Here is a 14,453-nt window from a genome sequence, read left to right on the forward strand (position 1 = left end):
AACCTGATCCATGAAATCTGTTTTAGGGAAGGCGGGCTTGGAGTTTCTAAAAAAACCTGAGAAATCCACGACCCTAAGAATTGCCGATTTGGTGACCTCCACTGTGCTTTCGAACAGCGGAGTACCTGGTGCAAATGCTGCATATGATTTCACTAAGCTGGCAATTGATGAAGTCAGAAAATATTTACTAGAAAGACAGGACCTGAAGATTGCAAAGTTTCACATAGCAATGCTGGGCGACAACAGCAACTCCATAGATGAAACCATATTAAACTCCTCAATCGATATAGCAGATTACCACTCTTTATTAGATGCGTGTCTGAATGATATTGAGATGGAAAAGAATGGCTTATATGGCCGGCTCGCAAAATCAGTCGCCAAAGGAATAGTGCCATATAATATTAAGCGCCATTACATACTTTCCCTAAAAGAACTGACATGGGACCAAATTGACCTGCTCGGCAGGCTGTACGTAATGACTAAGCACTCCATAAAACCTTCCCATGGACTCGGAAAACTAGAGGCGAGCGAGGCGATTGACAGCCCGAGGGCAGGGACCGTAGAAGCTCTGAATATTGCGGCATTAAAAGCGCGCGGATTTGTATATGGAAATGAGATCACAGATTTCTGCGAATCATTTCTAATGGCAATTCTCCCAACGGAGAATCTGACGCCAGCGGCGTTTGATTTCAAAGAGTGGACAGGCCATAGATTCTCCCTAGTAGAGTTGTGTAGCGAGAAACATGAAACCAGAAAAATCAGTAGCAGCATCGTTCATCATTTTCGAGATATCGGGATCCAAGGAGGATCTGGACCGCTGGAGGGCGCGCTTGATCGATCTGAACTGGGGGCCAATTGCTCATTTCTAATTATCCTTTATCAGAATGGAAAAACGATACCTGACCATCGCAAAGCCAATCTCCTTAAAATCGCAAAAACCAAACCGATAGTACAAGTGATTATTTGCGAGACAGTTGACGAACACCCAGCACCGGTAGTGGAACTTCCGTTTATCACATCACTTCCCGACGCAACTAAAGAAACTCTTCATACGCTTGATAAGAAACTTTCCGAACTGATTTCCGCCTCGAGAAGACGCCATGCTGCCCCATAATGAACGATGTCTAATTCTTGAGCACAACTCACCTCGCTGGCTTCGACTACCCGCCACGGAGGTGAATATAGGCCCTTCCCAGTGGAGGGTTTTGTTGGAGGCCATGCAAGCTTGCTGGGTCCGCCAGTGCGAAGGCCTGGACTTCACCACTGGGTTGTAACCCCGCATCGCATTTAGATGCTGGATCATACTTGCATAAGGAGTAAAGACTGTGGGCGAAGCAAAGTGGCGCAAAAAGTATGACCCTGATTTTGGTAAACCCAAACCGAAGATGCGAGGTGTGATTATTACACCGCCATCACATGTTGATGGAAAAGGTATTTCATTTCGATCAAGCACATTGGATAAAGGCGACCTGCGCGCTAGCTTATTTTACTGGGATCGACTTATATGGCCAACGAATAACCTGATACATAATCGAAGTGATGCAGACGCCAAATTTCTTGAAGCATCTGGCATTATGGATCGGCCAAGCTTTAACCTTTATGGAAATTTCGCAGATGCAGCCATTACCACTCAAATGATGGCGTTAGAAAGCGCGGAGGCGGATCAGCCAGGTATGTGGAGCCTAGCCGGAGGCGTGAACTCACTAACCGTCGCAGGTCACCTGCTTGAGCAATCTGAAGGCACCCGGATCGAGTTGATAAATGCAATTCCGTTGCCTTCCAGCGAAGTACCGCTGGCGGAAATATTGGAATTTAAAGCTAAAAGGCGTTCAGAATTAATCGCGTTCCGGACTCATCTGGAAGCGATGACCCAAGAAATAAGCGCATCTATAGACAGCGCTGACACGCTGAAGCAGAAGTTGAAAGAGCTTGACTTGGCGTGTGTTGACCTCTTCAAAACCACCAAAGAGTCACAAATTCCAATTTATCTATCCGATCTGAAAGTAGATATGAATACTGACTTCGCGAAAGCAATTGAGGTAGGAAGCAAGGCTTGGAAAAATCTAGATTCAATAGGCCTGAGCGAAACTGAAAAAATGGTTGGAACAATTGCAGCCGGTTTTTCCAGCCTCATAAAGATCAACCCTCAATTTAAGTTTAAAGGCATCAAACGACCCACTTCTCCTTATAAGTATTTATATCAAGCACAAAAAGAGCTTTTCTAAAACCCAAGCCCAAGGCAACCACGAGCATTTTTCATCCCCGCTACGGGGATGGAAACCCATCAGGTTGCTGCCTACATTGTGCCACGCCCCTTCCATTTTGTGCAGAGACGAACACCCTCACCATTACTTGGCAGACACTACCCAGAGCTGATCGAGTCGTGTCGTGAAGCTCTGACTCATCAACTCCCGGCGCATCGCCCAGTCCGGATCCGCCGGCACGCTTGCCGCCCGCAACGTCCCCGGCCCCCACCTTCCGTTGATCTCATCCAGCACCCCCATCACTTTCCGGCCGCAAAGAGATCGAACGCTGGATGGGTGGACAGCTGTGACTGATAAGCTGCCCACCGGCGTAGAGATGAACGGCAAGCAACTGCGAATTGTCTTCCAACTGCACGGCCAGCGCTGTCGCGAACCGCTCACCGGAATTGTGAAGGTGAACAAGGCCGCGATTGCTTACGCCGACCACAAGCGCCGCACGATATTGGCGGAGATCAAGGAAGGGCGCTTCGACTACGCGGCGCACTTTCCTGGCACCCCCAGGGCAGCTACCTGGTCACTTAACCCCGGCGTGTCATTAAAACACACCGTGAAAGACGGGCTAGTTAAGTGGTTGGAGGTTCAGGAAGTTCGAAAGGCCAAAAGCACTTTCGACAACTAGTCAGCAAGGCGAATCACGTAGAGGCGAAGTTCGCTCAGAGACGCTTCACTGACATCAGCAAAAGTGAACTTGAACTATGGCAGGCCCGGTTATTAAAACAGGGCCCGGCTCCGAAGACCGTCAACGATATCTTCACCATTGTGCGCGGGATATGGGCCGATGCGTTTGCAGACGGCGTCATCAAAACCAATCCACTCGACCGCATCACAAATATTCAGATCGATGCTGACAGTGAGACTGCCGATCCATTTTCCCACGAGGCACTTGCCCTCATTGCCGATGCCTACCCAGAACGCGAGAAAGACGCACGGATGATCCCGTTTAACAGTTGGACCGGACTTTCGTTGTCCGAGCTGATAGCGCTCGCTAGAGAAGATGTAGACCTGGTGAACGGCAGAGTGTCGATCAGACGGGCGCTGGTGAGCGGACAGTTCAAAGTACCCAAAGAGCGTTCACGGATTCTGGTCGTCGAGCTGATCAAGCCAGCACTAGAGCTGCTGCGCCAGTTGATGGCGGACAGCACCGATTACGCGTCGGAAGAGATTGAGATAGTGCAGCGGGATAACATCACCAAACGCAAAGAGCGTCTGCACTTCCTATTTCGTAGCTCAACCAGTGTACTGCTCTGGAGCGGCAAGACCATCAGCAACTGGTTCACCGCGCACCTGGTAAAAGCGGAAGTTCGCCACCGCGGTGCAAACCAGTGCCGCCACACCTTCGCCAGCCAAGCGCTGTCCCGTTACGTACCGGTTGAATGGGTCGCTCGACAATTGGGGCACAGTGACACAACGATGGTAAAAAAGCACTATGGGCGCTGGATACCGGCGGACACAAAAAGCATAGCCGCAGTGGTTTCTGAAATGATGGGATTTGTCGCGAACCCCAGTGCCAAATAGCGATCACCCCGTGCGCGAAAGACTCATGACAAAGCGATCATACCGTTTTGTCAGCCGCCTTTTCTGCCTCTACGCGGGCCTTATGCGCTGCTTTTCTGAAACGACGAAAACTACGAGGATGGATAACAACTACCTTTCCTCTCTTTTTCTCTTGTTCCTTCTCTGCCGAGTCATCAAGCACGCGCCAAACGGCTTCGACCGCCCCGACCAGAGGAGCAAAAAACATGCGAGGAGTCTCTCTCGCAGCTTTCATGAACTCATCTCTCAGCATACTCATTTTTCAGTAGCCTCAGTCCAGATCTCTCGGATGAATTTCCAAGTGGCACCTAACAACATTATCACAAAAAGCCCGACGTCGAGCACCAACAGAAGGCGCTCAACTCTGCCCAGCACATCCACAAGGGTCTCACTCGCGCCCATCGTCTGAAGCCAATGCACGAAAAGCTCAAGCGCCGTGGCTACACCAGCCACGATGGCGAACATCACAGTGCCAACTGCGATATGGCCAACCAAGTGAATCGATGCTTTCACCAGTCCTTTGCTTTCGCTCACACCACACCTCCGTAAATTGGCGGCTGATTGTACTTTCAGCCTTTCCCGCCCGCCATTCAAAATATCGTCACAGAAGCAGGCGTTCGGTTGCTTCCGTACTAGCGCGATCGCTACCGATTGATGGACGGCCCATGGAGTCCTATAGCGGCTTATAGCGTCGATTTTTTGCCCTAGATTTGCCCTAAACAAATCCTCAGAAACGAAAAAGCCCCTGAAATGTTCAACCATTTCAGAGGCTTAGTCGTATTCAATAATGGCGGAGAGATAGGGATTTGAACCCTAGGTACTGTCGCCAGTACAACGGATTTCGAATCCGTCCCGTTCGGCCACTCCGGCATCTCTCCAACGGCGCGCATCATAACAGCTTGGGGTGAAAACGCGAACCTTTTTTTCAAAATTTTCGCGTTTTTTCAGATGCTTGCGGCGGTTTCTCTTTTAGAGGGGCACGCCCAGGCGGTTGGCCACTTCTTCGTAGGCTTCGATGACGTCACCGAGGCCCTGACGGAAGCGGTCCTTGTCCATTTTCTTCTTGGTGTCCTTGTCCCACAGGCGGCAGCCGTCCGGGCTGAATTCGTCGCCCAAGACGATGGAGCCGTCGCTGAACACGCCGAATTCCAGTTTGAAGTCGACCAGGAGCAGGCCTGCGTCGTCGAACAGTTTGCTCAGGACTTCATTGACCTTGAGCGACAGTTCTTTCATGCGTACCAGTTGCTCGGCGGTGCCCCAGCCGAACGCCACGACGTGGGATTCGTTGATGAACGGGTCGCCCTTGGCGTCGTCCTTCAGGAACAGTTCGAAGGTGTACGGGTTGAGCTTCATGCCCTCTTCGACGCCCAGGCGCTTGACCAGGCTGCCTGCGGCGTAGTTACGCACGACGCACTCGACCGGGATCATGTCGAGCTTCTTGACCAGCACTTCGTTGTCGGCCAGCAGTTTGTCGAACTGGGTCGGAATGCCGGCCGCTTCGAGTTTCTGCATGATGAAGGCGTTGAACTTGTTGTTCACCATGCCCTTGCGGTCGAGCTGTTCGATGCGCTTGCCGTCGAACGCCGAGGTGTCGTTGCGAAACAGCAGGATCAAGCGGTCAGCGTCGTCGGTCTTGTAAACCGACTTGGCTTTGCCGCGGTAGAGTTCTTCACGTTTTTCCATGATGGGCTCCGCTTGCAGAAATGTTCGGGGCAGGTGCCCTTTAAAAATAGACGGGCTGTCGCCCATTCGGGATGTCAGGCGATTTCGCGCCAGTCGAGCCCACAATCTTGATCGGCCAATTGTAGCCAGTCCGGATCGCACCCGAGGGTGTCGACGAAACATTGCCGGGCCAGGTGCGGCAGGTTGTTCTTGCTGCTCAGGTGGGCCAGCACCAGGTGTTGCAGGCCCTGCCATCCCAGCTCGCTCACCAGGCTTGCGGCCTGGTGGTTGTTCAAATGTCCGAATTGCCCGCCCACCCGCTGTTTCAGGAAGTACGGGTAATGCCCTCGTGCCAGCAGGTCACGGCAGTGGTTGGACTCGATCATCAGCGCATCCAGCCCGCTGTAGCTGGCCAGCACCGAGGGGCAGTACGAGCCGAGGTCGGTCAACAGGCCAAAGCGGCGGCGTCCGTCGTTGAAGACGAACTGTGTCGGCTCCAGCGCATCGTGGGCCACCGAGACCACATCGATGTTCAGGCCGCCGATCTGCACGCCCTGCCCCGCCACCAGCTTCATTCCCGCCTCGACCGGCTTGCGCATGCCACGCAAGGTGCCGTCACTGAGATAGACCGGTACATCGTAGCGCCGGGACAGCAGACCCACGCCATGCACGTGGTCGGCATGTTCGTGGGTCACCATGATGGCGCTCAACTGATGACCGCTGACGCCCAGCCTGTCCAGCCGACGTTCGGTTTCCTTCAGGGAGAAACCGCAGTCGACCAGGACATACGTGTCGTTGCTCGCAACCAGCGTGCCGTTGCCACAGCTGCCGCTGCCAAGAACCGCGAAACGCACTTAGCCGAGGTTGTCTTGAATGACGCTCAACACGCGACGGGCAATTTCAGCCGGCGCCACGGTATTGATGTTCTTCTCGACGGTCACTTGAACGTTGTCGCCAACCTTGCTCAGGCGAACCTGATAACGCTCGGCACGGGCTTCTTTCTGTTCCTTGGTCTCTTCACTGCCAAACATGCGGGCGAAGAAGCCAGGCTTGTTCTCGGGCTTGTCGGCCTTTTCCGCAAGGTTGATGTAGTACAGGCCCAGGCTGCGGTTGATGTCTTCGACGCGCCAGTCACCCTGGTTCAGCGCACGACCCACGCTTGACCAGGCGCGATCCAGGTCGGCGCCCAGGTTCAGCACCGGGTTGCCGCTGCCGTCTTCGGACAGCGAGACGCGGCTCGGGGTGTCGTAATCACGTGCAGCCAGCAGGGACACCGAACCGCCCTTCTCGGCAGTGCGGCTCAGGCTTGCCAGCATGTCGTCGGTCAGGACCGAATCCAGGCCGACGTTGGTGCTGCGCGACGGGAAAGCAGGTTCGTCGCTGCTGCCAGCCGGACGCTGGACGCTGACCACGTAGATTTCACTGGTGTTGCGCTGCACGCCCGGTTCGATACGAACACGTACGCGGGTTTCGGTGCTGGCGCTGTCACCCGCCCCGGCCAGGCGCTTGCCAACCGATGCGGACAGTTCGTCTGCACGCTGCCAGGTGGTGTTGAATTCGCCAGTCTGAGGACGGTCTTCTGCGATGCGGAAACCGTTGTCTTCAAAATACTGGTGGGCCACCGGCCAGACTTCGGCAGGTGCGCGCTGCGCCAGGACCCAGCGGTTGTCGCCGCTCTTCTGCAGCGAATAGTCGCTGGACTCGGCAACGGTGGACAGCGGCTGCGGACGCGGGACCTTGAATTCACCCTTCTGGGTGTCATCGGCGACGTTGCGCGGAATCGGCAGCAGAGGGTCCAGGCGCTTGGCTTCCTGGATGCCTTCAGGCAATTGCATCGGTGGTTTCTGGGTCGCTTCCAGGTAATCGCTGCTGCGATCACGGAAGTAACCGTCCTGCCCGAACAGCCAGCTGCAACCGCTGGTGCTGGAAATGATCAAGGCTAGTGCGGAAAGTCCGGCCAGTCGCTTCATTGCGTAGTGCTTCCTCATTAAACCAAAACACCGGACTGACGCAGGGCCTGACGTACCGGCTCGTGGCAGGACTCGCTGAGCCAGGTGAGCGGCAGACGGATACCGTCCGGCATCATTCCCATCTCATGCAGGGCCCATTTCACGGGGATAGGGTTGGATTCGATGAACAGGGTCTTGTTCAGCGGCATCAGTTTTTCGTGGATGGCGCGGGCGGTGACAGCGTCACCGGCCATCGCGGCGCGGCACAGGTCGGCCATGGCACGCGGTGCGACGTTGGCGGTCACGGAGATGTTGCCCTTGCCACCGAGCAGGATCAGCTCCACGGCGGTCGGATCATCACCGGAGTAGACCAGGAAGTCGCTGTCGACGCCGGCCAGGATGTCCTTGGCGCGCTGCAGGTCGCCGGTGGCTTCCTTGATGGCGATGATGTTCTTGATCTTCGACAGGCGGATCACGGTCTCGGCTTTCATGTCGCAGGCGGTGCGGCCTGGCACGTTGTAGAGGATCTGCGGAATATCGACGGCTTCGGCGATGAACTTGAAGTGCTGGTACAGGCCTTCCTGGGTCGGCTTGTTGTAGTACGGGGTAACCAGCAGGCAGGCGTCGGCGCCGGCAGTCTTGGCGTTGCGGGTCAGCTCGACCGCTTCGTGGGTGGAGTTGGCACCTGTGCCCGCGATCACCGGAATGCGACCGGCGACCTGCTTGACCACGTGACGGATGACTTCGATGTGTTCGTTGACGTCCAGCGTCGCCGACTCACCTGTAGTACCGACGGCAACGATGGCGTCGGTGCCCTCTTTCAGGTGAAAGTCCACCAGTTTGCTCAGGCTGTCCCAGTCAAGACGACCCTGTGCATCCATAGGTGTGACCAGTGCCACCATACTGCCCGCAATCATGCAAACCGCTCCTGCCGGAAAAAGAGAGCGGTAATGGTACTGGCGCCATCAACCTTGCACAAGCGAAGTACCACGGTTTCAGCCGCCGAGAGCATTCCCCTCGGCGACGGTTTTCGCTACCCTTCGGTCTTTGATCGGTACCGGTCATCTGCGCAGCTCGTCCGAGAGTTCGTTTTCTTCACTACAAACCCCGTTCCAGCAGTGCTGCCGCCCGATGCGAGAGGCTACACGGGCACGGGTTCCAGTCGAAGCCACGATCGATACTTTCACCGAGTCCGCCGCACCGACCCACAATGTACCGACCGCTCATCGCTTAGGAATGCTGCATGTCGTCCATCCCCACAGTTCGCGAACAATTCCTTGTCATCAGTGCCCTTGGGGCCAACCCGATGGAGCTGACCAACGTCCTGTGCCGCGCCAGTCATGAAAACCGTTGCTCGGTAGTCAGCTCGCGCCTCACTCGCCATGGCGAATGCAGCGCGTTGATCCTGCAGGTCTCCGGCAGCTGGGACGCCCTGGCGCGCCTGGAGACCGGCTTGCCGAACCTGGCCAAGAAGCATGCGTTCACCGTCAACGTGGTGCGCAGCGCCTCGCTGGAAAGCCGTCCGGAAGCCCTGCCTTACGTTGCGTACGTAAGCTCGGCCTACCGCCCGGACATCATCAACGAGCTGTGCCAGTTCTTCATCGACCACCATGTCGAGCTGGAAAACCTGATTTGCGACACCTATCAGGCCCCGCAGACCGGCGGCACCATGCTTAACGCGACGTTCACCGTGACCCTGCCGGCCGGCACCCAGATCAGTTGGCTGCGTGACCAGTTCCTGGACTTCGCCGACGCCCTCAACCTCGATGCGCTGATCGAACCATGGCGCCCGCAAGCCCCAATGTAAGGACATCCCCATGGCTGTAGAACTGGACAAACCCGTTGCCGACTTTCAGGTGCAAGCCACCAGCGATCAGGTGGTCAGCCTGTCGGCCCTCAAGGGCCAGCAAGTGGTGATTTACTTCTACCCCAAGGACAGCACCCCAGGCTGCACCACCGAAGGCCAGGGCTTTCGCGATCAGTTCGCGGACTTCAAGGCCGCCAACACCCTGGTGTTCGGCGTGTCCCGCGATGGCTTGAAATCCCATGAGAACTTCAAGGCCAAGCAAGAATTCCCCTTCGAGCTGATTTCCGACAAGGACGAGGCGCTTTGCCAGCTGTTCGACGTGATCAAGCTCAAGAAGCTGTACGGCAAGGAATACATGGGCGTTGATCGCAGCACTTTCCTGATCGACAAGAACGGTGTGCTGCGCAAGGAATGGCGCGGGGTGAAAGTACCGGGCCATGTGGCTGCGGTGCTGGAAGCGGCTCAGGCGCTCAATAACGCCTGACACCCCCTGTAGGAGCGCGCTTGCCCGCGACGGCGTTGTGTCAGTCACACGAAGTGATTCAGACCGGACGCCGTCGCGGGCAAGCGCGCTCCTACAGAGATTGCGTCATGCCTCCTACAACAACGGTGCCACCGTCGGCTCATTGCGTGGCCAGGCATCCAGCACGGCCTTGAACAGGGTCGCCAGCGGAATCGCGAAGAAAATCCCCCAGAAGCCCCACAGCCCGCCGAACAACAGCACCGCGCAGATGATCGCGACCGGATGCAGGCTCACCGTCTGCGAGAACAGCAGTGGCACCAGCACGTTGCCATCCAGCGTCTGGATGATCCCGTAGACCGCCATCAGATAGATGAACTGGTCGCTCCAGCCCCACTGAAACAACGCGATGAAGGCCACCGGCACCGTCACCACGACCGCACCCACGTACGGCACCACGACGGAAATGCCTACCAGCATGGCCAGCAGCGCCGAGTAGTTGAGCCCCATGGTGACGAACGCGATGTACGTGACTGCGCCGCAGATGAAGATCTCGATGACTTTTCCACGGATGTAGTTGGCGATCTGCCGGTTCATCTCCTCGGCGACGCGAGTAATCAGCGTACGCTCACGGGGAAGGTATCCTCGGACCCAGCGACCAATCATCCGACGGTCCTTGAGGAAGAAGAACACGAGGATCGGCACCAGCACCAGGTAGATCATCATGTTGACCAGTAACGGCAGGCTGGACAGCGAGAACGTCAGGGCCCACTGGCCGAACTTGCCGATTTCGCCACGGGCGGCCTCGATGGCCTGCAGCACTTGCTCGTCGGACACCAGGTGCGGATAGCGCTCGGGCAACAACAGTAGCAGGGACTGCCATTTCGCGAGCATGCCCGGCAGCTCGTTGAACAGCGTAATCATCTGATGCCAGAGCAACGGCACCAGCACCAGCAGGAACAACGCCAGCGCCCCCATGAACAGAGCGAAGACCACCCCGACCGCACCGCCTTCAGGCATGCGCAGTCGTTCGAGCTGAACTACCATCCCCTGCATCAGGAAGGCCAGCACCAGACCTGCCAGTACCGGGGCCAGCATGCCGCCCAGCGTGAGGACGATGGTGAACGCCAAGACAAGCAGCACCGCCAGCACCACGGCTTCTTCATCCGAGAAGTAGCGCTGCATCCAGTCGCGAAGCACTTTGAACATCAATGATCCTTTGAAGCGAGGGGTAGGAAATCGTCAGGCCTTGCGTAGCCAGTAGCGATAAATGCCGTCAGCCACTTCTTCATGTAACAGCGCATGCCCGGCCAGTCTGGCAAAGCTGCGAAAATCCCGTTGCGAGCCGGCGTCGGTGGCGGTGACCTTGAGTACGGCACCACTGGCCAGGCGGTTGAGTTCCATCTTGGCCTTAAGCAGCGGCAGCGGGCAATTCAGGCCGCTGGCATCCAGCTCGGCATCACAGGTCGCAGGACGACCTACAGCGTCAGACATCGTTTCTCTCCGGGTAGACACATCCAATTACACAGAAACCGCAAATAGCATGAAGAAGAACATTCCTACAGGTTTTCAAGAATACCCCACTCTGGTCAGCAAGCCATTGAGCCAGCTACAGTAACCCCTTTCTGCCTCAGAGTTTTGTGCATGACTTTTCTGCGCCCCGCACTGCTGACGCTCGCTTGCCTGATGGCAACCCCGACTTTCGCGGACGATCTGCCCTCGCTCGGCGATGCCAGTTCCTCCGTCGTCTCGCCGCAACAGGAACACGACCTGGGCCGCGCATGGCTGGGCCTGTTGCGCGCGCAGGTCTCGCAGTTGTCCGATTCGCAACTGAAGGACTTCGTCGAGACGTCGGTCTATCGCCTGGCCGAAACCAGCCAGGTGCAGGACCGGCGCCTGGAATTCATCCTGATCAACACCCCGGAAATCAACGCCTTCGCGGCGCCCGGCGGGATCATCGGGGTCAACGGCGGGCTGTTCCTGCATGCCGAGACCGAGGGCGAGTACGCAGCGGTACTGGCGCACGAACTGGCGCACTTGTCACAACGCCACTTCGCTCGCGGGGTGCAAGCGCAGCAACGCATGCAGGTGCCGGTGATGGCGGCCATGCTGGCGGGCATCGTCATGGCCGCTGCCGGTGCAGGTGACGCCGGTATTGCCGCCATCGCCGGCTCTCAGGCCGCGGCCATCCAGGAGCAGGCGCGCTTCTCCCGGCAGAACGAGGCCGAAGCGGACCGCATCGGTATCCTCAATCTGGAAAAAGCCGGCTATGACCCGCGCAACATGCCGACCATGTTCGAGCGCCTGGCGCGCCAGTACCGCTATGACGCCAAGCCGCCTGAATTCCTGATGAGCCACCCGGTGACCGAGTCGCGTATCGCCGACACCCGCAACCGCGCCGAACAGGCCAAGCCGGGGGGCAAGGAAGACAGCCTCGCGTATCAGCTGATGCGTTCGCGGGTCATCCTGATCTATGAAGAAACCCCGGGCGTGGCAGCCAAGCGCTTCCGCGCGCAATTGACCGAGAACCCGAAAAACGACGCGGCGCGCTACGGCCTGGCCCTGGCGCAGACCAAGGCCGGCCAGTTGAATGAAGCCCGCGAGAGCCTCAAGCCATTGCTGGACAAGGCCCCGGACAACATCACCTACAACCTGGCCGCCATCCACCTGGACATCACCAACAATCGCCTGCCTGACGCCCAGCAGCGGGTCGACCGGATGCTGGACATGTATCCCGACGACTACCCGCTCAACCAGGCAAAGGTGGATGTGCTGCTCAAGCAGTCCAAGGCGCCTGAAGCACTGAAGGCCCTTGAGACCCTGCTCAAGAGCCGTTCGGACGATCCGGATATCTGGAACCAGGTGGCCGATGCTCGTGGCCTGTCGGGCAACACGATCGGCTCACACCAGGCTCGCGCCGAGTACTTCGCCTTGATGGGCGACTTCAAGCAGGCGATCCAGCAGTTAGAGTTCGCCAAGCGCCGGGCGAACAACAACTTCCAACTGGCCTCGCGGATCGATGCGCGGCAGCAGGAAATCATCGCCCAGGAGCGGGCGGTCAAAGAGATGATGAACTGAAGAGCAGTTACAAGCGTCAAGCTACAAGCCGCAAGAAGGAGCGCGGTGATCTTGCTTTTTCTTGCAGCTTGTGGCTCGTAGCTTGAAGCTGTCTTCAGGCGTTACCGGACAGTTTCAACCGGGCAGCCTGGGTGAAGTCCAGCATGCGCTGCAGCGGGCGCACGGCGTTGGGGATGATCGCAGGGTCTACAAAGACTTCGTTGGTCCCCTCACGCAGGCACTGCAGCGTGCGCGCCAGGGTATTCATCGCCATCCACGGGCAGTGCGCACAACTGCGGCATGCCGCGCCATTACCGGCCGTAGGGGCCTCGATGAACACCTTGTCCGGGCACAACTGCTGCATCTTGTAGAAGATGCCCCGGTCGGTCGCGACGATGAAGGTCTTGTTCGGTAAGGTCTGCGCAGCCTTGATGAGCTGGCTGGTCGAACCGATGGCATCGGCCAGGTCGATCACCGATTCCGGTGACTCAGGGTGCACCAGGATCGCCGCATCCGGGTACAGCGCCTTCATGTCTTCGAGCTGGCGCGACTTGAACTCTTCGTGAACGATGCATGCACCGTCCCACAGCAGCATGTCTGCACCGGTCTGGCGCTGGATGTAGCGACCCAGGTGCTTGTCCGGGCCCCAGATGATTTTCTCGCCGTTGTCCATCAAACTCTCGACGATCTCCAGCGCGCAGCTTGAGGTCACCACCCAGTCCGCCCTCGCCTTCACCGCTGCCGAGGTGTTGGCGTACACCACCACCGTGCGCTCTGGGTGCTGATCGCAGAATGCGGTGAACTCATCCACGCCACAGCCCAGGTCCAGCGAGCAGGTCGCCTCCAGCGTCGGCATGAGGATGCGTTTCTCTGGGGTGAGGATCTTTGCGGTTTCGCCCATGAAGCGCACACCGGCCACCAGGACGGTCTTGGCGGGATGGTTCTTGCCGAAGCGGGCCATTTCGAGGGAGTCCGACACACAGCCGCCGGTTTCTTCAGCCAGCGCCTGAATCACCGGATCGCAATAAAAGTGCGCAACCAGTACGGCGTCCTGGGCCTTGAGTTCGGCGGCGATCAGGCGTCGGTATTCGGCTTCTTCTTCCGGGGTCAGTGGCTTGGGCTGCTTGGCGTCTAGATGCGCCTGTACCAGAAGGCGTTCGGAAATCTGTGTCATGTTCGCAGAACCTGAATGCGCGCGAGCGCGAACGTCGAGTTTACACCTGAACAACAGGCAACAAAAAAAGCGGGAAACCCTCACGGTCATGAAGCTTCCGGCTTTGAAGCGGCGGCGAATGTATCACGTAACCTGTTGAGCGATCACTTACCGGCGGCGGAGCACCACGAACCTGTAGGCGTGAGCTTGCCCGCGATGGCGGTGGGTCAGGCGGTGCGGTGGTGTTTGTCCTGGCGCAGTCGCGGGCAAGCCCGCTCCCACAGGGGTCAGGGGTCGCATTCAGACGATGGCGGACCCGAGATCGCCTCGCCGGCAAGCCGGACTGCTACGGGATAGGCGCCACAATCGCCTGTAGGAGCGCGCTTGCCCGCGATGACGGTGGGTCAGGCGCTGCGGTGGTGTTTGTCCTGGCGCAGTCGCGGGCAAGCGCGCTCCTACAGGGCGGCATCAGTGTGGAAAACTTTTCCAGGCGCAAAAACAAAACCCCAACCGCGTTAGCGATTGGGGTTCTGGAATTTAATCTTGACGATGACCTACTCTCACATGG

General features: G+C 57.5%; 16 protein-coding genes, 1 tRNA gene and 1 pseudogene. 7 read left to right on the top strand and 11 right to left on the bottom strand.

Annotation, left to right across the window (positions count from 1 at the left end):
- The first annotated feature begins 10 nt into the window (after positions 1 to 10).
- Positions 11 to 1,114, top strand: a complete 1,104-nt coding sequence (locus tag ACIPOO_RS26155) for a hypothetical protein (protein WP_400610836.1) — start codon at positions 11 to 13, stop codon at positions 1,112 to 1,114.
- A 211-nt stretch (positions 1,115 to 1,325) separates the two neighbouring features.
- Positions 1,326 to 2,225, top strand: coding sequence for a DUF6236 family protein (locus ACIPOO_RS26160; protein ID WP_400610838.1), 900 nt, complete (start codon positions 1,326 to 1,328; stop codon positions 2,223 to 2,225).
- Between the two features lie 123 nt (positions 2,226 to 2,348).
- Here the strand turns inward: ACIPOO_RS26160 and ACIPOO_RS26165 are convergent.
- Positions 2,349 to 2,510, bottom strand: a pseudogene (locus ACIPOO_RS26165) (DUF4113 domain-containing protein); the annotation flags it as partial.
- A gap of 40 nt (positions 2,511 to 2,550) precedes the next feature.
- Between ACIPOO_RS26165 and ACIPOO_RS26170 the strand changes: the two are divergent.
- Together ACIPOO_RS26170 and ACIPOO_RS26175 are read left to right on the top strand one after the other, a co-directional pair.
- Entirely contained in the window at positions 2,551 to 2,883 is a 333-nt protein-coding gene (locus tag ACIPOO_RS26170; protein WP_400610840.1) for an Arm DNA-binding domain-containing protein, read from the top strand.
- Positions 2,832 to 3,779 carry a tyrosine-type recombinase/integrase gene (locus ACIPOO_RS26175; RefSeq protein WP_400610842.1) on the top strand — a complete coding sequence of 316 codons (948 nt, stop codon included), beginning with the start codon at positions 2,832 to 2,834 and terminating at the stop codon, positions 3,777 to 3,779. Before ACIPOO_RS26170 ends, ACIPOO_RS26175 begins: the two co-directional genes overlap by 52 nt.
- A gap of 37 nt (positions 3,780 to 3,816) precedes the next feature.
- Here the strand turns inward: ACIPOO_RS26175 and ACIPOO_RS26180 are convergent, their stop codons facing one another.
- From ACIPOO_RS26180 to dapA, 7 genes are all read right to left on the bottom strand, one after another.
- Positions 3,817 to 4,056: a hypothetical protein gene (locus tag ACIPOO_RS26180; protein WP_400610844.1), complete on the bottom strand. Its 240-nt coding sequence runs from the start codon at positions 4,054 to 4,056 to the stop codon at positions 3,817 to 3,819.
- Positions 4,053 to 4,331 (bottom strand): hypothetical protein, encoded by a 279-nt coding sequence (locus ACIPOO_RS26185; RefSeq protein ID WP_400610846.1) that lies wholly within the window; start codon positions 4,329 to 4,331, stop codon positions 4,053 to 4,055. The genes ACIPOO_RS26180 and ACIPOO_RS26185 overlap by 4 nt, the downstream gene beginning before the upstream one ends.
- Before the next feature lie 254 nt (positions 4,332 to 4,585).
- Positions 4,586 to 4,675, bottom strand: a tRNA-Ser gene (locus ACIPOO_RS26190).
- Between the two features lie 91 nt (positions 4,676 to 4,766).
- Positions 4,767 to 5,480: a phosphoribosylaminoimidazolesuccinocarboxamide synthase gene (purC, locus tag ACIPOO_RS26195; RefSeq protein ID WP_085710248.1), complete on the bottom strand. Its 714-nt coding sequence runs from the start codon at positions 5,478 to 5,480 to the stop codon at positions 4,767 to 4,769.
- Between the two features lie 74 nt (positions 5,481 to 5,554).
- Positions 5,555 to 6,313, bottom strand: a complete 759-nt coding sequence (locus ACIPOO_RS26200; protein ID WP_400610848.1) for an MBL fold metallo-hydrolase — start codon at positions 6,311 to 6,313, stop codon at positions 5,555 to 5,557.
- Positions 6,314 to 7,429, bottom strand: coding sequence for an outer membrane protein assembly factor BamC (bamC, locus tag ACIPOO_RS26205; protein ID WP_400610850.1), 1,116 nt, complete (start codon positions 7,427 to 7,429; stop codon positions 6,314 to 6,316). It lies immediately after the preceding gene.
- A gap of 17 nt (positions 7,430 to 7,446) precedes the next feature.
- Complete coding sequence (dapA, locus tag ACIPOO_RS26210) at positions 7,447 to 8,325, bottom strand: 4-hydroxy-tetrahydrodipicolinate synthase (protein WP_274134558.1); 879 nt, start codon at positions 8,323 to 8,325, stop codon at positions 7,447 to 7,449.
- Positions 8,326 to 8,651: 326 nt separating this feature from the next.
- Here dapA and ACIPOO_RS26215 point away from each other — a divergent pair, with 326 nt between their 5' ends.
- Positions 8,652 to 9,215, top strand: a complete 564-nt coding sequence (locus tag ACIPOO_RS26215; RefSeq protein WP_274134556.1) for a glycine cleavage system protein R — start codon at positions 8,652 to 8,654, stop codon at positions 9,213 to 9,215.
- A 10-nt stretch (positions 9,216 to 9,225) separates the two neighbouring features.
- Positions 9,226 to 9,699 (top strand): peroxiredoxin, encoded by a 474-nt coding sequence (locus tag ACIPOO_RS26220; protein WP_400610853.1) that lies wholly within the window; start codon positions 9,226 to 9,228, stop codon positions 9,697 to 9,699.
- A gap of 114 nt (positions 9,700 to 9,813) precedes the next feature.
- Here the strand turns inward: ACIPOO_RS26220 and ACIPOO_RS26225 are convergent, their stop codons facing one another.
- Positions 9,814 to 10,884 (bottom strand): AI-2E family transporter, encoded by a 1,071-nt coding sequence (locus ACIPOO_RS26225; RefSeq protein ID WP_400610855.1) that lies wholly within the window; start codon positions 10,882 to 10,884, stop codon positions 9,814 to 9,816.
- A gap of 33 nt (positions 10,885 to 10,917) precedes the next feature.
- Positions 10,918 to 11,169 carry a sulfurtransferase TusA family protein gene (locus ACIPOO_RS26230; RefSeq protein ID WP_400610857.1) on the bottom strand — a complete coding sequence of 84 codons (252 nt, stop codon included), beginning with the start codon at positions 11,167 to 11,169 and terminating at the stop codon, positions 10,918 to 10,920.
- A gap of 150 nt (positions 11,170 to 11,319) precedes the next feature.
- Between ACIPOO_RS26230 and ACIPOO_RS26235 the strand changes: the two genes are divergently transcribed.
- Positions 11,320 to 12,753 carry a M48 family metalloprotease gene (locus ACIPOO_RS26235; protein WP_400610859.1) on the top strand — a complete coding sequence of 478 codons (1,434 nt, stop codon included), beginning with the start codon at positions 11,320 to 11,322 and terminating at the stop codon, positions 12,751 to 12,753.
- Between the two features lie 94 nt (positions 12,754 to 12,847).
- Here the strand turns inward: ACIPOO_RS26235 and nadA are convergent, their stop codons facing one another.
- The gene (nadA, locus tag ACIPOO_RS26240) at positions 12,848 to 13,906 is read right to left on the bottom strand and encodes a quinolinate synthase NadA (RefSeq protein WP_400610861.1); all 1,059 of its coding nucleotides are present in this window, start codon (positions 13,904 to 13,906) and stop codon (positions 12,848 to 12,850) included.
- Between the last annotated feature and the right edge of the window lie 547 nt (positions 13,907 to 14,453).

The organism is Pseudomonas sp. NPDC090201, from assembly GCF_044746825.1.
Lineage (GTDB): Bacteria > Pseudomonadota > Gammaproteobacteria > Pseudomonadales > Pseudomonadaceae > Aquipseudomonas > Aquipseudomonas putida_AD.